Source organism: Mesorhizobium sp. 113-1-2 (assembly GCF_016756475.1).
In the GTDB taxonomy this organism is placed as follows: Bacteria; Pseudomonadota; Alphaproteobacteria; order Rhizobiales; family Rhizobiaceae; genus Mesorhizobium; species Mesorhizobium loti_C.
The window spans coordinates 4,850,643-4,866,444 of sequence record NZ_AP023242.1 but is presented as its reverse complement, the minus strand read 5'-3'; the positions used below and the strand labels follow the sequence as shown (position 1 = coordinate 4,866,444).

At 62.1% G+C, this 15,802-nt stretch carries 19 protein-coding genes; 15 read left to right on the top strand and 4 right to left on the bottom strand.

The window, feature by feature from the left end:
- Positions 1-60 precede the first annotated feature (60 nt).
- Both JN279_RS23530 and kdsA read left to right on the top strand, forming a co-directional pair.
- Complete coding sequence (locus JN279_RS23530; RefSeq protein WP_202350402.1) at positions 61-939, top strand: VOC family protein; 879 nt, start codon at positions 61-63, stop codon at positions 937-939.
- A complete protein-coding gene (gene kdsA, locus JN279_RS23525; protein ID WP_202350401.1) occupies positions 936-1,781 on the top strand; it encodes a 3-deoxy-8-phosphooctulonate synthase in 846 nt (281 codons plus the stop codon). Before JN279_RS23530 ends, kdsA begins: the two co-directional genes overlap by 4 nt.
- Positions 1,782-1,814: 33 nt before the next feature.
- Here the strand turns inward: kdsA and JN279_RS23520 are convergent, their stop codons facing one another.
- On the bottom strand, positions 1,815-2,504 hold the full coding sequence (locus tag JN279_RS23520) for a hypothetical protein (protein ID WP_202350400.1): 690 nt from the start codon (positions 2,502-2,504) through the stop codon (positions 1,815-1,817).
- A gap of 140 nt (positions 2,505-2,644) precedes the next feature.
- Here JN279_RS23520 and JN279_RS23515 point away from each other — a divergent pair, with 140 nt between their 5' ends.
- Together JN279_RS23515 and JN279_RS23510 are read left to right on the top strand one after the other, a co-directional pair.
- Entirely contained in the window at positions 2,645-2,848 is a 204-nt protein-coding gene (locus tag JN279_RS23515; protein ID WP_027045027.1) for a dodecin family protein, read from the top strand.
- 84 nt (positions 2,849-2,932) lie between these two features.
- The gene (locus JN279_RS23510; RefSeq protein ID WP_202350399.1) at positions 2,933-3,298 is read left to right on the top strand and encodes a PRC-barrel domain-containing protein; all 366 of its coding nucleotides are present in this window, start codon (positions 2,933-2,935) and stop codon (positions 3,296-3,298) included.
- A 57-nt stretch (positions 3,299-3,355) separates the two neighbouring features.
- Here the strand turns inward: JN279_RS23510 and JN279_RS38730 are convergent, their stop codons facing one another.
- Positions 3,356-3,481, bottom strand: coding sequence for a hypothetical protein (locus tag JN279_RS38730; protein ID WP_096445788.1), 126 nt, complete (start codon positions 3,479-3,481; stop codon positions 3,356-3,358).
- A gap of 199 nt (positions 3,482-3,680) precedes the next feature.
- Here JN279_RS38730 and eno point away from each other — a divergent pair, with 199 nt between their 5' ends.
- From eno to JN279_RS23455, 11 genes are all read left to right on the top strand, one after another.
- Positions 3,681-4,955: a phosphopyruvate hydratase gene (gene eno / locus JN279_RS23505; protein WP_202350398.1), complete on the top strand. Its 1,275-nt coding sequence runs from the start codon at positions 3,681-3,683 to the stop codon at positions 4,953-4,955.
- Positions 4,956-5,112: 157 nt separating this feature from the next.
- On the top strand, positions 5,113-5,436 hold the full coding sequence (locus tag JN279_RS23500; protein ID WP_096445791.1) for an FtsB family cell division protein: 324 nt from the start codon (positions 5,113-5,115) through the stop codon (positions 5,434-5,436).
- 192 nt (positions 5,437-5,628) lie between these two features.
- Complete coding sequence (pdhA, locus tag JN279_RS23495; RefSeq protein WP_202350397.1) at positions 5,629-6,666, top strand: pyruvate dehydrogenase (acetyl-transferring) E1 component subunit alpha; 1,038 nt, start codon at positions 5,629-5,631, stop codon at positions 6,664-6,666.
- Between the two features lie 15 nt (positions 6,667-6,681).
- Positions 6,682-8,067 (top strand): pyruvate dehydrogenase complex E1 component subunit beta, encoded by a 1,386-nt coding sequence (locus JN279_RS23490; RefSeq protein WP_202350396.1) that lies wholly within the window; start codon positions 6,682-6,684, stop codon positions 8,065-8,067.
- An 18-nt stretch (positions 8,068-8,085) separates the two neighbouring features.
- Entirely contained in the window at positions 8,086-9,462 is a 1,377-nt protein-coding gene (locus JN279_RS23485) for a pyruvate dehydrogenase complex dihydrolipoamide acetyltransferase (protein WP_202350395.1), read from the top strand.
- Between the two features lie 14 nt (positions 9,463-9,476).
- Positions 9,477-9,899, top strand: a complete 423-nt coding sequence (locus JN279_RS23480; RefSeq protein WP_202350394.1) for a hypothetical protein — start codon at positions 9,477-9,479, stop codon at positions 9,897-9,899.
- Positions 9,896-10,534: an SGNH/GDSL hydrolase family protein gene (locus JN279_RS23475; protein WP_202350393.1), complete on the top strand. Its 639-nt coding sequence runs from the start codon at positions 9,896-9,898 to the stop codon at positions 10,532-10,534. The genes JN279_RS23480 and JN279_RS23475 overlap by 4 nt, the downstream gene beginning before the upstream one ends.
- A gap of 16 nt (positions 10,535-10,550) precedes the next feature.
- Positions 10,551-11,996, top strand: coding sequence for a dihydrolipoyl dehydrogenase (gene lpdA, locus JN279_RS23470; protein WP_202350392.1), 1,446 nt, complete (start codon positions 10,551-10,553; stop codon positions 11,994-11,996).
- A gap of 99 nt (positions 11,997-12,095) precedes the next feature.
- Positions 12,096-12,353 carry a GlsB/YeaQ/YmgE family stress response membrane protein gene (locus tag JN279_RS23465; protein WP_096445815.1) on the top strand — a complete coding sequence of 86 codons (258 nt, stop codon included), beginning with the start codon at positions 12,096-12,098 and terminating at the stop codon, positions 12,351-12,353.
- A gap of 137 nt (positions 12,354-12,490) precedes the next feature.
- A complete protein-coding gene (gene lipA, locus JN279_RS23460) occupies positions 12,491-13,456 on the top strand; it encodes a lipoyl synthase (protein ID WP_202350391.1) in 966 nt (321 codons plus the stop codon).
- Positions 13,457-13,464: 8 nt separating this feature from the next.
- Entirely contained in the window at positions 13,465-13,923 is a 459-nt protein-coding gene (locus tag JN279_RS23455; protein ID WP_096445821.1) for a type II toxin-antitoxin system RatA family toxin, read from the top strand.
- On the opposite strand, the gene JN279_RS23450 is transcribed toward JN279_RS23455, so the two are convergent.
- Both JN279_RS23450 and JN279_RS23445 read right to left on the bottom strand, forming a co-directional pair.
- Complete coding sequence (locus JN279_RS23450) at positions 13,920-14,408, bottom strand: CinA family protein (RefSeq protein WP_096445823.1); 489 nt, start codon at positions 14,406-14,408, stop codon at positions 13,920-13,922. The two genes, JN279_RS23455 and JN279_RS23450, sit on opposite strands and share 4 nt — an antisense overlap.
- On the bottom strand, positions 14,405-15,628 hold the full coding sequence (locus tag JN279_RS23445; protein WP_096445826.1) for a bifunctional 2-C-methyl-D-erythritol 4-phosphate cytidylyltransferase/2-C-methyl-D-erythritol 2,4-cyclodiphosphate synthase: 1,224 nt from the start codon (positions 15,626-15,628) through the stop codon (positions 14,405-14,407). The genes JN279_RS23450 and JN279_RS23445 overlap by 4 nt, the downstream gene beginning before the upstream one ends.
- Between the last annotated feature and the right edge of the window lie 174 nt (positions 15,629-15,802).

Genomic DNA, 15,802 nt, shown 5'->3' with positions numbered 1-15,802 from the left:
GCGGTCAGGATCGCAATCACGTCTTGAACCGTTCTGCGGAATGATGCACATCGCGCCGCTATGACCCGAACAACCGGCATTCATCCGCTCGATCATCTGGTGCTGCCGACGCGGAGCCTCGATGTGGCAAGAGCCCGGCTCAATTCGCTTGGCTTCGTCGTCGCCCCGACAGGCATCCATCCCTTTGGAACGGAAAACTGCTGCGTTTTCCTCGCCGACGGCACCTATCTGGAGCCGCTCGCGATTGGCAGCGAGCAGGCGGCGATCGAGGCCGCCGCCACGGGCAACGTCTTCGTCACACGCGACCGTGCCTATCGCGAAAGCCGCGGCGATGAGGGGTTTTCCGCGGTGGTTCTGGGGACCGGCAATGCCGATGCCGACCACGCACGCTATATCGAGGCCGGACTGTCGGCGGGGGATACGCTGAGCTTTTCGCGCGCTTTCATCGACACGGCGGGCAAAAGCGATATCGCATCGTTCAAGCTCGCCTTCGCCTCGGCTAGTGGCGCAACCGACGCGTTCCTGTTTGCCTGCCAGCGGATCAACGCGCCGAGAGTGGACCGTGCGGCCCTGCAGGACCACGCCAACGGTGCCAGCGGAATCCTCGAGGTGGTGGCGGTCAGCGACCAACCTGCCGAACAGATCAGGCTGATCTCCGTGGCGGTAAACGATCCTGCCGCCGACGGTGAGGCGTTTTTCCTGCCGAATGCAACCTTGAGCGTGCTCGACCCCAAATCTTTCACCGCCCGCTTTGGCATTCCGGCCGGGTCATCGACGAAACTTCGCTTCGCGGCGATCGTCTTTGCCGTCCGCAGTGCGGATGCCACGTCGAGCCTGCTTGCAGCCAATGCCATCCAGCACGATATAGCGGGCACTGATATTGTCGTGCGGCCGACCTCCGGACAGGGCGCGGCTTTCATCTTCCGGGAGATCCAATGAGCAAACCCCTGACGCCCAACGCTTCGGTAACCGTCGGCAACGTCGTCTTCGACAACAACGCGCCTTTGGCGCTGATCGCCGGCCCGTGCCAGTTCGAATCGCGCCAGCATGCCTTCGACATGGCAGGCGCGCTGAAGGAACTGACCGACAAGCTCGGCATCGGCCTCGTCTACAAGACCAGTTACGACAAGGCCAACCGCACCTCGCTGTCGGCAACGCGCGGCGCCGGCATGGACGCCGCACTTCCGGTCTTCGACGAACTGCGCAAGGAATTCTCGCTTCCCGTTCTGACTGATGTCCACACCGAGGAGCAGTGCGCGATCGTCGCGCCGCATGTAGATGTGCTGCAGATTCCGGCCTTCCTGTCGCGCCAGACCGACATGCTGGTCGCCGCCGCGAAGACCGGCAAGGTCATCAACGTCAAGAAGGGGCAGTTCCTCGCCCCTTGGGACATGAAGAACGTCGTGGCCAAGATCACCGGTTCCGGCAACGCCAATGTCTTGACTACCGAGCGCGGCGCGTCCTTCGGCTACAACACGCTGGTGTCGGATATGCGCGCACTGCCTGTTATGGCCGAGATCGGCGCTCCGGTTATCTTCGATGCCACGCATTCGGTCCAGCAGCCTGGCGGGCAGGGCGGCTCGTCTGGTGGCGAGCGCCGCTTTGTCGAGACGCTGGCCCGTGCGGCCGTCGCTGTCGGCGTCGCCGGCGTGTTCATCGAGACCCATCAGGATCCGGACAATTCGACGTCTTCAGATGGTCCGAACATGCTGCCGCTGAAGGATATGCCGGCTCTGCTCGAGAGGCTGATGGCATTCGATCGCATCGCCAAGGGCCGCTAAAGCGCCCTGAGGAAAGCTGCAAGCGCCTGCATGTCAGTTGTTCTGGCCTGACCGCCTCATGTCGATCGCGAACACCGCGTAATAGTCGACGCCTGGCATCGGCGCCGTGACGGTCAGGATCCAGCGCACATTGCCATGCTGGCGCTCGTAAACCGGCGGGCCGTTCGAGGGCAGGGCATCGGCCGGGATTGCAAAGGCGAAGGGGATGCCCACGCTCGGCTGCACGGAACCACGCGGCACGACGAGCTTTTCCTCGTATCTGAGCTCTTCCTTGTAGGTCGATTTGTCCCCAGCGGTCGAATTCACGGCCGGTCCGCCGACGCGGTAGGTTCTGATACATCGCAATTTGACGACGTAGTCACCGGAAGGAGCCAGATCGCGGCTCGACCGCAGCCGGCCTTCGAAGCGTCCGCCAGGTTTTGCCGGCCCCGCCTCTAGCGTCGTTGCGCCGAATTTGCGCACGCGCAATGTGTCACGGATCGCCTTCAGCAATGCGTAGAGCCCGATGACGGCAAACACGACCGGGACGAAGACCAATGGATTGAATTCGCGGTCGTTAACGTTGAAGTTGAGCGGCAGCTCGAAATACCAGGGGATCAGGGCGGCGATCAGCACCATGGCACCGGCAAAGAAGTAGCCGCTGGACGCATTCGCGGCATTGGCATCGACCATAGGTGCCGGCGGCTGCGCCGCCGCTGGCTGCTGACTGCGCCTTCGGGCCATTGCCGCCTCGCAAAACCGGACGCTCCCTCAATGCCACGCTAGACGGCGACATGACAATGGCCCGGCGGGGCCGCGCTTGTGGAAGGCATAGACCGGTTGTACGCTTGGCCGGCAAATGAGCGTTTTGGCAGGAGGAAGCCATGTCCGTCGCCCGCGTCACCGAAATCACCTCGTCGTCGAAGAAGAGCTTTCAGGACGCCATCGAAAAGGGAATCGCCCGCGCTTCGAAGACCCTGAAGAACGTCGAAGGCGCCTGGATCCAGGATCAGAAGATCGTCGTCGAGGACGGCAAGATCGCTGCCTATCGCGTCAACATGAAGGTGACTTTCATTCTGGCGGAATGATCGGCCGACGCCGAAAAAAGTCGGGAACTTTCACCGACGCCCCTCATTGTCAAAGCAGAGTTCAACGACAACGAGGAGCAGATCATGACAACCCAGACAGGCCACACCGAAGCCATTGCCGCTTCGCGGGTCATCGGCACGTCAGTCTACAACACCGAAGGCAGGAGCATCGGCAGCATCGAGGACATCATGCTCGACAAGACGTCGAACGGCATCATGTTCGCGGTGATTGGCTTTGGCGGTTTTCTCGGCATTGGCGAGAAGTACCACGCCATCCCCTGGGCCAGTCTCGACTACGACGAGGACAAGGGCGGCTATGTCGTGCCGTTCTCGAAGGATCAGCTGAAGGCAGCGCCCGCTTATTCGATCAACGAACTGGCCGGCGCGGATGGCGAGGCGGCGCGCGACGCGTCCTATGAGTATTACAAGGTCACGCCCTACTGGCATTGACGCAACCACGATCAAAAAAGGGCCTCGTTTCGACGAGGCCCTTTTTTCAAGGCAGTGCTATTCGCTGAGGTGCAACACCGGCAAAGGCTCGAAAGCCTTCGGCGGCGATTGCTGTGTGTCGCACGACGTCAGGAACGCCGCCGCGATCAGGAACAAACTCACGATACCGCTCCACTCGGACATGGCGAAACTCCTCCTGTTTCGCCCCGCGCGACACCAGCCATAACCCGGAATGCGTGTCCGGGCGCATGACTTATGATGACAGAAATTTGCGCTTCGTGAATCGGGCCGGTGGCACTATTCGGCCATGGCCGGATTGCCTTTTGCGTCGCTTTGGCTAAGACGGGCGCGACCTTTCGTCAGATCAATCGGGGACATCGCAATGACCGCCATCATCGACATTGTCGGACGTGAAATCCTGGACAGCCGTGGAAACCCGACCGTCGAGGTCGACGTCGTACTCGAAGACGGCTCGATGGGCCGCGCCGCTGTGCCCTCGGGCGCCTCGACCGGCGCCCACGAAGCCGTCGAGCTTCGCGACGGCGGTGCCCGCTATCTCGGCAAGGGCGTGCTGAAGGCCGTCGAAGCGGTCAATGGCGAGTTGTTCGAGGCGATCGGCGGCATGGAAGCCGAAAACCAGATCCATATCGACCAGACGATGATCGAGCTCGACGGCACCCCCAACAAGAGCCGGCTCGGCGCCAATGCCATTCTCGGCGTCTCGCTGGCAGTGGCCAAAGCCGCGGCCGATGCCGCCGGCCTGCCGCTCTATCGCTATGTCGGCGGCACCAAGGCGCACATCCTGCCAGTGCCGATGATGAACATCATCAATGGCGGCGCCCATGCCGACAACCCGATCGACTTCCAGGAATTCATGATCCTGCCGGTCGGCGCGCCGACGCTGCGCGAAGGCGTGCGCTGGGGGTCGGAAATCTTCCACACGCTGCGCAAGAAGCTGAAGGATGCCGGCCACAACACCAATGTCGGCGACGAAGGCGGCTTCGCCCCGAACCTGAAGAGCGCGCCGGTGGCGCTCGATTTCATCATGGAATCGATCGAGAAGGCCGGCTTCAAGCCGGGCGAGGAAATCGCGCTCGGCCTCGATTGCGCCGCGACCGAGTTCTTCAAGGACGGCAATTACGTCTATAAGGGCGAGAAGAAGACGCGCGATCCCAAGGCCCAGGCCAAGTATCTCGCCAAGCTCGCCGCCGACTATCCGATCATCTCGATCGAGGACGGCCTTGCCGAGGACGACTGGGAAGGCTGGAAGTACCTGACCGACCTGATCGGCAAGAAGACGCAGCTGGTCGGCGACGACCTCTTCGTCACCAACACGGCGCGCCTGCGCGACGGCATTCGGATGGGCGTTGCCAATTCGATCCTGGTCAAGGTCAACCAGATCGGCTCGCTGACGGAAACGCTCGACGCCGTCGAGACCGCGCACAAGGCGGGTTACACCGCTGTCATGTCGCACCGTTCGGGCGAAACCGAGGATTCGACCATCGCCGATCTCGCCGTTGCCACCAATTGCGGACAGATCAAAACCGGTTCGCTGTCGCGCTCGGACCGCATGGCCAAGTACAATCAGCTGATCCGCATCGAGGAAGAGCTCGGCAAGCAGGCGCGTTACGCCGGCAAGTCGGTGATCAAGGGCTGATCGGGAAACATTGAACTTAGATACGGTGAAGGGCGGGATCATTCCCGCCCTTTTTCATTTCGCCGATCGTCGGACGGATCTCCGTAACCGTCCGTTAAGCACAATCAGGCGAAAAAGGTGCCGGGTCGTTTGAGTTTGCGGCCATGGGGAATCGGTCATGTGGACGCGTCAGCACAAGCAGCGAAATACCGGCAGGCTGATCATCCCTTCGCTTTGCGTCCTGTTCCTGGCCTATTTCGGCTTCCACGCCTATCACGGCGAATTCGGTATCAATTCGAAATATCAGCTGGAAGCCCAGACGGTTGCGCTTCAGGCCCAGCTTGACGCCATCAAGGCCCGCCGGATGGAACTCGAACGCCGCGTCCGGCTCATGCATGACGGCACGCTGGAGAAGGACATGCTCGACGAGCAGGCGCGCCGGGCGCTCAATCTGTCCCAGGCTGACGAAATCACCATCATGTTGCCGGTCTCGTCGAAATAACTGAATTTCAGTTAATCGACAATATTTTCAATGATTTTAATCGCTTAGGCGCATGCCAGCTATGCAAATTCGTCATGGCGCAACGCTGTGACGCGTGTTAGCTTTGCATAAATCGGTGGGGAGAGCTCATCTTCCCAGGGCAGGTTTCATCCTGCCCTAATGTCCGCAAAGAGACGCAACAGGGAGTGATGCATGGCCACCGCAGCCAGAAAAGCGCCTGCCAAATCGAAATCCGACGGCAAATCAGGGCTTTCGACCCCCAAGCCCGCTGAATTCACCAGGGATGAAGAGCTTGCCGCCTACCGGCACATGCTGCTCATCCGCCGCTTCGAGGAAAAGGCCGGTCAGCTCTACGGCATGGGTTTCATCGGCGGCTTCTGCCATCTCTATATCGGCCAGGAAGCTGTCGTCACCGGCATGAAGATGGCGCTGATAGACGGCGACCAGATGATCACGGCCTATCGTGACCACGGCCACATGCTGGCGATGGAGCTTTCGCCGCGCGGCGTCATGGCCGAGTTGACCGGACGCCGTGGCGGCCTGTCACGGGGCAAGGGCGGCTCCATGCACATGTTCTCCAAGGAGAAGCATTTTTACGGCGGCCACGGCATTGTCGGCGCGCAGGTGTCGCTCGGCACGGGCTTGGCCTTCGCCAACCGCTACCGCGACAACAACAATGTCTCGCTGACCTATTTCGGTGACGGCGCCGCCAACCAGGGCCAGGTCTATGAAAGCTTCAACATGGCCTCGCTGTGGAAGCTGCCGGTGATCTACATCATCGAGAACAACCGCTACGCCATGGGCACTTCGGTCTCGCGCTCTTCCGCCGAGACGGATTTTTCGCATCGCGGCGCTTCGTTCAAGATTCCCGGCATCCAGGTCGACGGCATGGACGTGCGCGCGGTCAAGGCGGCCGGCGATCTCGCCACCGAATGGTGCCGCGCCGGCAACGGCCCGCTGATCCTCGAAATGCAGACCTATCGCTACCGCGGCCACTCGATGTCCGACCCGGCGAAATACCGCTCGAAGGAAGAAGTGCAGAAGATGCGCTCGGAGCACGATCCGATCGAGCAGGTAAAGGCGCGGCTGATCGAGAAGAAGTGGGCAACCGAGGACGAGCTGAAGATCGTCGACAAGGAGGTTCGCGACATCGTCGCCGACGCCGCCGAGTTTGCCCAGAACGATGCAGAGCCGGATCCGTCCGAGCTCTGGACCGATATCGTATTGTAAGGGGAGGGCCAGGACATGCCGATCGAAATTCTCATGCCCGCTCTCTCGCCGACCATGGAAGAGGGCAATCTTTCCAAATGGTTGAAGAACGAGGGCGACAAGGTCGTCGCCGGCGACGTCATCGCCGAGATCGAAACCGACAAGGCGACGATGGAAGTCGAAGCCGTCGACGAAGGCACGCTTGCCAAGATCGTGGTTCCCGCCGGCACCGAAGGCGTCAAGGTCAACGCGGTGATCGCCGTGCTCGCGGTTGAAGGCGAAGACACCGACAAGGCCGGCGAAGGCATTGGCGAAGAGCCCGCCAAGGCTGAAACGGCTGCACCGGCGCCAGTTGCGGCCAAGAGCGAGGCCGCGGCACCAGTCGCGGCGGCACCGAAGACCGAGATCGCCGCCGATCCGGATATCCCTGCCGGCACGGAAATGGTCTCGACCACGGTGCGCGAAGCGCTGCGCGATGCCATGGCCGAGGAAATGCGCCGCGACGGCGATGTCTTCGTCATGGGCGAGGAGGTCGCCGAATACCAGGGCGCCTACAAGATCACCCAAGGCCTGCTGCAGGAATTCGGACCGCGTCGCGTCGTCGACACCCCGATCACCGAGCATGGTTTTGCCGGCGTCGGCGTCGGCGCGGCGATGGCCGGGCTGAAGCCGATCGTCGAATTCATGACCTTCAACTTCGCCATGCAGGCGATCGACCAGATTATCAACTCGGCTGCCAAGACGCTTTATATGTCGGGTGGCCAGATGGGCGCGCCGATCGTGTTCCGTGGGCCAAACGGGGCTGCGGCCCGGGTCGCCGCCCAGCACTCGCAGTGCTATGCCGCCTGGTACAGCCACATTCCGGGCCTGAAGGTGGTGATGCCGTATACGGCCGCCGACGCCAAGGGTTTGCTCAAGGCCGCGATCCGCGACCCGAATCCGATCATCTTCCTCGAGAACGAAATCCTCTACGGCCAGTCCTTCGACGTGCCGAGGCTGGATGATTTCGTGTTGCCGATCGGCAAGGCGCGTATCCACAAGCAAGGCAAGGACGTCACCATCGTCTCGTTCGGCATCGGCATGACCTATGCGGTCAAGGCGGAAGCCGAACTGCGCGGCCTGGGCATCGATGCCGAGATCATCGATTTGCGCACGATCCGCCCACTCGACCTCGACACCATCATTGCCTCGGTCAAGAAGACCAACCGGCTGGTCGTGGTCGAAGAAGGCTTCCCGCAGAGCTCGGTCGGCGACCATATCGCCAACCAGGTCTCGCAGCGCGCTTTCGATTTCCTCGACGCGCCGGTCATCACCATTGCCGGCAAGGACGTGCCGATGCCTTATGCGGCCAACCTCGAAAAGCTGGCTTTGCCGAATGTCGGCGAGGTCATCGAGGCGGTCAAAGCCGTCACGTATCGCTGAACCGGCCGGGAGGACAAAATGCCAATCAACATCACCATGCCGGCGCTCTCGCCCACGATGGAAGAGGGCAATCTGTCTAAGTGGCTGGTCAAGGAAGGTGACAAGGTTTCGCCGGGCGATGTCATCGCCGAGATCGAGACCGACAAGGCGACGATGGAGGTTGAAGCCGTCGATGAAGGCACGGTCGCCAAGCTCGTCGTGCCCGCTGGCACCGAAGGCGTCAAGGTTAATGCGCTGATTGCCGTGCTTGCGGCTGAAGGCGAGGACGCAGGCGCCGCCGCGAAGAGCGGTGGCGGTGCTGCACCAGCGAAAGCCGAAGCGCCGAAGGCGGATGCCAAGGCCGAAGCACCAAAGGCAGAGGCGCCAAAGGCTGAACCTGTTGCCGCAGCCGCTCCGAAGGCAGAGACGGCTCCGGTCGCCAATGGCCATGCGGCTGGCGAGCGCACCTTTGCATCGCCACTCGCGCGCCGTATCGCCAAGGAGGCTGGCGTCGATGTCTCGGCTGTGACCGGCACCGGCCCGCATCGCCGTGTGGTGAAGGCCGATGTCGATGCCGCGATTGCCGGCGGCGGCGCCAAGGCAGCTCCGGCGGCCAAGGCTCCGGCTGCCGCGCCGGTTGCCGCCTCCGCTCCTGCGGTGAAGGCGATGTCGGACGATCAGGTGCTGAAGCTGTTCGAGCAGGGCTCCTACGAACTTGTCCCGCACGACAATATGCGCAAGACCATCGCGCGGCGCCTGGTCGAAGCAAAATCCACCATCCCGCATTTCTACCTGACGCTCGACTGTGAACTCGATGCGCTGCTCGCGCTGCGCACGCAGATCAATGCCGCAGCTCCCGTCAAGAAGACCGAGAAGGGCGAGGCTCCCGCCTACAAGCTGTCGGTCAACGACATGGTCATCAAGGCGATGGCGATGGCGCTGAAGGCGGTGCCGGATGCCAATGCCTCGTGGACCGAAAGCGCCATGGTCAAGCACAAGCATGCCGATGTCGGTGTTGCCGTGTCGATCCCCGGTGGCCTGATCACGCCGATCATCCGGCATGCGGACGAAAAGACGCTGTCGACCATCTCCAACGAGATGAAGGATCTGGCCAGCCGCGCCCGCAGCCGCAAGCTGAAGCCGGAAGAGTACCAGGGCGGCACCACGGCGGTGTCGAACCTCGGCATGTTCGGCATCAAGGACTTTGCCGCCGTCATCAACCCACCGCATGCGACGATCCTGGCGGTCGGTGCCGGCGAGGAACGGGCGGTGGTCAAGAATGGCGAGATTAAAATCGCCACAGTGATGTCGGTGACGCTGTCGACCGACCATCGCGCTGTCGACGGAGCGCTCGGCGCCGAACTGCTGGTCGCCTTCAAGCGGCTCATCGAGAACCCGATGGGCATGTTGGTCTAGGAAAGGAAAAGGCGGTGCGGAAATTCTTCACCAGCCTTTTTGCCTTCATCCTTTCGGGTTTTGTCGGCGGCCTGGTCGCGCGGCAACTAGCCGTCGCTACTGGTGCCGAGGAAGAATACATCATCGTCTTCATGTTCTCGGTGCTGGTGACGTGTGTCGTCACCTTCGTCTTCTTCGTGGCGCAGTTGATGAATGATCCGGTTGCGGCCGCGGCCATGACGGGCAAGTGGACACTGATTGTTTTTGTGGTGTTGCTCGTCCTGTTGATCGCGTTGATCCTCTACAGCGATAGCAGCGCCGCGGTGGTGAAGAAGGACATTCCAATGGTAGCTGGCCTTGGTCTGCCGGGCCTGGTGACCATCATTTTGCAAGGGCTGTTCGTGCGCTGGCGCGGGAGACGCGGTTTGATCAAAGCACAAATGGGTGTGAGTGCATGAAGACAGTTCTTTGCTACGGCGACTCGCTGACCTGGGGACACAACCCGGAGACTTTGGGTCGACATGACTATGAGGATCAATGGCCGACCGCGCTGGCGACAGCGCTCGGACCGGGTTTCCGCGTCATAGCCGAGGGACTGGGCGGTCGCACCACGGCCTATGACGACTTCCTGTCGGCCGCGGACCGAAACGGCGCGCGGGTATTGCCGACGGTCCTGAGCACGCATTCGCCGATCGATCTGATCGTCATCATGCTTGGCTCGAACGACATGAAGCCGTCTATACACGGCAGCGCCGTCATAGCGTCCTATGGCATGCGGCGCCTCGTTGAGATCGTCCGAGGGCACGCTTATCCATTCGGCGGTGTCGCCCCCAAAATTATCCTGGTTTCGCCGCCGCATATCGTGGAGACCCGCAAGGCGGACTACGCCGAAATGCTGGGAACAGGCGCAATCGAGTCGCCCAAGCTCGCCGGCTTTTATCAAATCGCCGCCGAGGAGATGGGCTGCGGCTTTTTTGATGCCGCGACCGTCGCCAGATGTACACCGCTCGACGGCGTCCATCTCGATGCAGAGAATACGCGCAGCATCGGCACGGCATTGGCGCCAGTCGTGCGCGGCATGCTGGAATTGTGATTGAAGGAGAAAATCCGTGGCTGAGAACTACGACGTCATCATCATCGGCTCAGGCCCCGGCGGCTATGTCACGGCGGTGCGTTCCGCCCAGCTTGGCTTCAAGACGGCGATCGTCGAGCGCGAGCATCTCGGCGGCATCTGCCTCAACTGGGGCTGCATCCCGACCAAGGCGTTGCTGCGTTCGGCCGAGATCATGCACTATTCCGATCATTTGAAGGATTACGGGCTGAAGCTCGACGGCAAGGTCAGCGTCGATACATCGGCCGTCGTCGACCGCTCGCGAAAAGTCTCGCTGCGCCTCAATGGCGGCGTTGCCTTCCTGATGAAGAAGAACAAGGTCGACGTCATCTGGGGTGAAGCCAAGCTGTCGAAGCCCGGTGAAATCGTCGTCTCCAAGACGGCCAAGAAGCCGATGGAACCGCAGCCGCCGGTGCCGAAGGGAGTCAAGGGCGAGGGCACCTACACCGCCAAGCACATCATCCTGGCGACCGGTGCGCGCCCGCGCGCGTTGCCCGGCATCGAGCCGGACGGCAAGCTGATCTGGACCTATTTCGAAGCCATGGTGCCGAAGGAGATGCCGAAGTCGCTGCTGGTGATGGGCTCGGGCGCCATCGGCATCGAATTCGCCTCTTTCTACCGCACCATGGGCGCCGACGTGACGGTGGTCGAACTGCTGCCGGCGGTGATGCCGGTCGAGGATGCCGAAGTCTCGAAATTCGCGCAAAAGCAGTTCGAGAAGCAAGGCATGAAGATCATCCTCGAAGCCAAGGTGACCAAGGTCCAGAAGGGCGCGAACTCGGTCACCGCGCATGTCGAGATGAAGGACGGCAAGGTCGAGAAGATCACCGCCGACCGCATGATCTCGGCCGTCGGCGTGCAGGGCAATATCGAGAACCTCGGCCTCGAAGCGCTCGGCGTGAAGACCGACCGCGGCTGCGTCGTCGTCGACGGCTACGGCAAGACCAATGTGCCGGGCATCTACGCCATCGGCGATGTCGCCGGCCCGCCCATGCTTGCTCACAAGGCCGAACACGAGGGCGTTGTGTGCGTGGAGAAAATCGCGAACTTCCCCGGCGTGCACGCCATCGACAAGCTCAAGATCCCCGGCTGCACCTATTGCAACCCGCAGGTCGCCTCCGTCGGCCTGACGGAAGCCAAGGCCAAGGCCGAGGGCAAGGATATCCGTGTCGGCCGCTTCCAGTTCGCAGCCAACGGCAAGGCGATCGCGCTGGGCGAGGACCAGGGCTTCGTCAAGACCATCTTCGACAAGAAGACCGGTCAGCTGCTCGGCGCCCATATGGTCGGCGCCGAAGTGACCGAGCTGATCCAGGGCTTTGTCGTGGCTATGAACCTCGAAACGACCGAGGAAGAACTGATGCACACCATCTTCCCGCATCCGACACTGTCGGAGATGATGAAGGAAAGCGTGCTCGACGCCTATGGCCGCGCCTTGAACGCATGATAGATTCGCCGCAGGAGACTCAGCCGCGAACGCCCTGGGAACTCGGCGGCAAGGCAGTTCGTTTCCGGATGCATTTTTACATGCGCAAGGAGAAGGCATATGCACTTGAACGGCGTGGGCTGGATCGCAGCCATCATCATCGGCGGCCTGGCAGGCTGGTTCGCCGAAATGTTCATGAAGAGCAACACCGGCATTTTCATGAACATTATCATGGGCATCGTTGGTGCGGTCGTGTTGAACGCCATCCTTCAAGCGCTCAATGTCGGCCCGTTCGGCGTCGGCTGGATCGCTTATCTGATCACCGGCTTCATCGGTGCCTGCCTGCTGATCTGGGTCGGTCGCCTGGTGCGCCGCTAGCCGATATTGTTCCCTTCCATGCGAAAACGGTTGTAGCGGCATGCGCCGCTGCAGCCTTTTTCTTTGTGCCGAAAAGTCCTAGATGACGTAAAAGTGACGATCGCCGACGGGCGGTCGCAAGAAAAGCCAGGGTTCAGATGGTCACTGTCCTCGACACGATCGCCAACGCGCCGCGGCTGCGGCACCCCGAGAAGGAGCACAAGCCCGACCAGGAGGTGTTGCGCAAGCCGGACTGGATCCGCGTCAAGGCGCCGGTCTCGAAAGGTTACGCCGAGACACGCGAGATCGTGAAATCGCATAAGCTGGTGACGGTCTGCGAAGAGGCCGGCTGCCCCAACATCGGCGAGTGCTGGGAAAAGAAGCACGCCACCTTCATGATCATGGGCGAGATCTGCACGCGCGCCTGCGCCTTCTGCAATGTCGCCACCGGCATTCCGACCGCGCTCGATGCCGATGAGCCGGCCCGTGTCGCGCATGCCGTCAAGCAGATGGGGCTCAGCCACGTCGTCATCACCTCGGTCGACCGCGACGATCTCGCCGATGGCGGCGCGCAGCACTTCGCCGAAGTGATCCGGGCGATCCGCGCGGCGACGCCCTCAACAACGATCGAAATTCTGACGCCCGATTTCCTGCGCAAGGACGGCGCGCTGGAGATCGTCGTGGCGGCGAAACCCGACGTCTTCAACCACAATCTCGAAACCGTGCCGTCGAACTATCTGACGGTTCGGCCGGGCGCCCGCTATTTCCACTCGATCCGGCTGTTGCAGCGGGTCAAGGAACTCGACCCCTCGATCTTCACCAAGTCCGGCATCATGGTCGGCCTGGGCGAGGAGCGGAATGAGATCCTGCAGCTTATGGACGATTTGCGTTCGGCCAATGTCGACTTCATGACCATCGGGCAATATCTGCAGCCGTCGAAGAAGCACCATCCGGTGATCCGCTTCGTCACGCCCGAGGAATTCAAGTCCTTCGAGACGATCGGCCGGACCAAGGGTTTCCTGCTGGTGGCATCGAGCCCGCTGACGCGCTCATCGCACCATGCCGGCGACGATTTCGCGCGGCTGCGCGCGGCGCGGGAAGCCCAGCTCCAAAAAACGCTCTAGCCGATTTTATGCCCAAATTCGAAGCCACCCGCCGCGTTGCCCATACGCCGCAGCAGATGTTTGCGTTGGTTGCCGACGTCGAAGCCTACCCGCAATTCCTGCCGCTTTGCGAAGCGCTGACGGTGCGCTCGCGCAAGGAGCGCGATGGCCGCACTGTTCTCCTCGCCGACATGAGCATCGGCTACAAGGCCATCCGCGAGACCTTCACCACGCAGGTGCTGCTGAAGCCTGACGAGAAGACCATCGACGTCAAATACATCGACGGGCCGTTCAAATACCTCAGCAATATCTGGCGCTTCGACCCGGCCGGCAGCGGTTGCGAGGTCCACTTCTTCATCGACTACGAGTTCAAGAGCCGCATTCTCGGCGTGCTGATGGGAACGATGTTCGACCGTGCCTTCCGCATGTTCGCCGAGGCTTTCGAAAAGCGCGCCGACGTCATCTATGGGGTCGCACCGTCGGCCTAACTCCGGCCAAGCGCTTGCAACCCAAGTTGGAGCGCGTGTCTCACCGTCTCGTGGCGGATGAATTCGCGGCCCTTGTGGCCAAACAGCTGGCGCTCGGCGACAACCGGCTGGCCGGCCAGGGCCAGGCCGAACCAGACGAGACCGACCGGTTTGTCGGCCGAACCGCCGCTTGGGCCGGCAATGCCGGTGACGGCAAGAGAAAGGCTCGCGCGCGAATGCGCCAGCGCGCCGGCCGCCATCTCCAGCACCGTTTCGCGCGACACGGCTCCGTGCGCGTCAAGTGTTTCAGCGGAAACGCCGAGCATCTCCATCTTGGCTTCGTTGGAATAGGTGATGAAGCCGCGGTCGACCACGGCCGAGGAGCCGGCAATGTCGGTGAGCGCGGCGATGATCAGGCCGCCGGTGCAGCTTTCCGCTGTCGCCAGCATGATGCCACGTTGCTGGCAGGCCAGCAGCAGGGCGTTTGCGAGCTCGGCGTTGCTCATTCCGGCACCTCGCCAGGAAACACCACGCTGGCGGTGGCGATCGCGGCGATGCCTTCTTCGCGACCGACAAAGCCGAGTTTCTCATTGGTTGTCGCCTTGATCGAGATGCGGTCGGCGGAAATGCCCAGCATCTGCGACAGGGCTGCCGTCATCGCCTCGCGATGCGGGCCGACGCGCGGCGCCTCGCAGATCAGCGTGATGTCTGCATTGGCGATGCGTCCACCGCGCTCGCGCACCACTTTGGCCGCATGCTCGACGAAGATCCGCGACGCAGCACCCTTCCATTGCGGATCGGACGGCGGGAAATGCGTGCCGATGTCGCCGGCGCCACAGGTCGCCAGCAGCGCATCGGTCAAGGCGTGCAGGCCGACATCGGCATCGGAATGGCCGGACAGTTTTTTGCCGTGCGGAATGGCGACGCCGCACAGGGTGACATGGTCGCCGGGCTCGAAGGCGTGGACGTCATAGCCGTTGCCGGTGCGGATGTCGGGGAAGTGTGTGCGTTCGCTGGAAAGCCGCTGGTGCGCCATCGCGATGTCCCGTGCCCAGGTGAGTTTGACATTGTCCGGTGAGCCGGGAACCAGCTTGACCGGAATATGCGCCCATTCGGCGATGGCCGCGTCGTCGGTGAAGTCCAGCCGGCCCAGTTGATGGGCCTTGTCGTGTGCGGCAAGGATCGGCCCGTAGGGGAACCCTTGCGGTGTTTGCGCCGCGTGGAGCCCGCTGCGGGAAACGGTCTCCGCGACCACGCCGGCAGCCGACTCGCGCTTCAGCGTGTCGGCGACGGGCAGGGCGGGCAAGGCCCCCTCGTTCTCGCCGATGGCGGCGATGGTGCGGTCGATCAAGTCCGCGTCGACGAACGGTCGGACGGCATCGTGAATCAGAACTTGGTCCGGCGCGTGGTCTTTGAGCGCAAGCAGCCCCAGCCGGACGGACTCCTGCCGGGTCGGCCCGCCAATGACGGCGGTGACACGCCGAGCCTGGGTGCCCGCCGCCTGCCGAAACAGTTCGTGGTCGTCGGCGTGGATGGCGACGACAATCCGGCCGGTTCGCGGATGCGCCAGAAACATCTCCAGCGTATGCGCAATGACGGCTCGGCCACCGATGTTCTGGTACTGCTTGGGTCCGTTGGCCTGTCCGGCACGCGCGCCGCGGCCGGCGGCGACAATCACCACCGCAACCCCACCTGTCGCGCTTGCGTTTTCAGTTCCGTCAGTCATGGCGATTGGCTTAGCGCACGATCCCCAAAAGTGTAATTGGTTTTCCAAAAAGATCGTGCGTCAAATATGAACTCCAAAGCATCCTGAAGGACGCGCGGCGCCCTGGTTGCGGCAAAAATCGAAGGCCGGGATTTTCCCAATTGCGCCTTAATGTGGCGTCATTCCGCGTTGCAC

Excerpts from the sequence above, each read along its gene's own strand:
- JN279_RS23445 (WP_096445826.1), bottom strand. The coding sequence starts at position 15,628 with ATGACTGACGGAACTGAAAACGCAAGCGCGACAGGTGGGGTTGCGGTG.
- lipA (WP_202350391.1), top strand. The coding sequence starts at position 12,491 with ATGGTCACTGTCCTCGACACGATCGCCAACGCGCCGCGGCTGCGGCAC.
- JN279_RS23465 (WP_096445815.1), top strand. The coding sequence starts at position 12,096 with ATGCACTTGAACGGCGTGGGCTGGATCGCAGCCATCATCATCGGCGGC.
- JN279_RS23530 (WP_202350402.1), top strand. The coding sequence starts at position 61 with ATGACCCGAACAACCGGCATTCATCCGCTCGATCATCTGGTGCTGCCG.
- JN279_RS23510 (WP_202350399.1), top strand. The coding sequence starts at position 2,933 with ATGACAACCCAGACAGGCCACACCGAAGCCATTGCCGCTTCGCGGGTC.
- JN279_RS23490 (WP_202350396.1), top strand. The coding sequence starts at position 6,682 with ATGCCGATCGAAATTCTCATGCCCGCTCTCTCGCCGACCATGGAAGAG.
- JN279_RS23475 (WP_202350393.1), top strand. The coding sequence starts at position 9,896 with ATGAAGACAGTTCTTTGCTACGGCGACTCGCTGACCTGGGGACACAAC.
- JN279_RS23485 (WP_202350395.1), top strand. The coding sequence starts at position 8,086 with ATGCCAATCAACATCACCATGCCGGCGCTCTCGCCCACGATGGAAGAG.
- eno (WP_202350398.1), top strand. The coding sequence starts at position 3,681 with ATGACCGCCATCATCGACATTGTCGGACGTGAAATCCTGGACAGCCGT.
- JN279_RS23500 (WP_096445791.1), top strand. The coding sequence starts at position 5,113 with ATGTGGACGCGTCAGCACAAGCAGCGAAATACCGGCAGGCTGATCATC.
- JN279_RS23455 (WP_096445821.1), top strand. The coding sequence starts at position 13,465 with ATGCCCAAATTCGAAGCCACCCGCCGCGTTGCCCATACGCCGCAGCAG.
- JN279_RS23520 (WP_202350400.1), bottom strand. The coding sequence starts at position 2,504 with ATGGCCCGAAGGCGCAGTCAGCAGCCAGCGGCGGCGCAGCCGCCGGCA.
- JN279_RS23450 (WP_096445823.1), bottom strand. The coding sequence starts at position 14,408 with ATGAGCAACGCCGAGCTCGCAAACGCCCTGCTGCTGGCCTGCCAGCAA.
- JN279_RS23515 (WP_027045027.1), top strand. The coding sequence starts at position 2,645 with ATGTCCGTCGCCCGCGTCACCGAAATCACCTCGTCGTCGAAGAAGAGC.
- JN279_RS38730 (WP_096445788.1), bottom strand. The coding sequence starts at position 3,481 with ATGTCCGAGTGGAGCGGTATCGTGAGTTTGTTCCTGATCGCGGCGGCG.
- pdhA (WP_202350397.1), top strand. The coding sequence starts at position 5,629 with ATGGCCACCGCAGCCAGAAAAGCGCCTGCCAAATCGAAATCCGACGGC.
- kdsA (WP_202350401.1), top strand. The coding sequence starts at position 936 with ATGAGCAAACCCCTGACGCCCAACGCTTCGGTAACCGTCGGCAACGTC.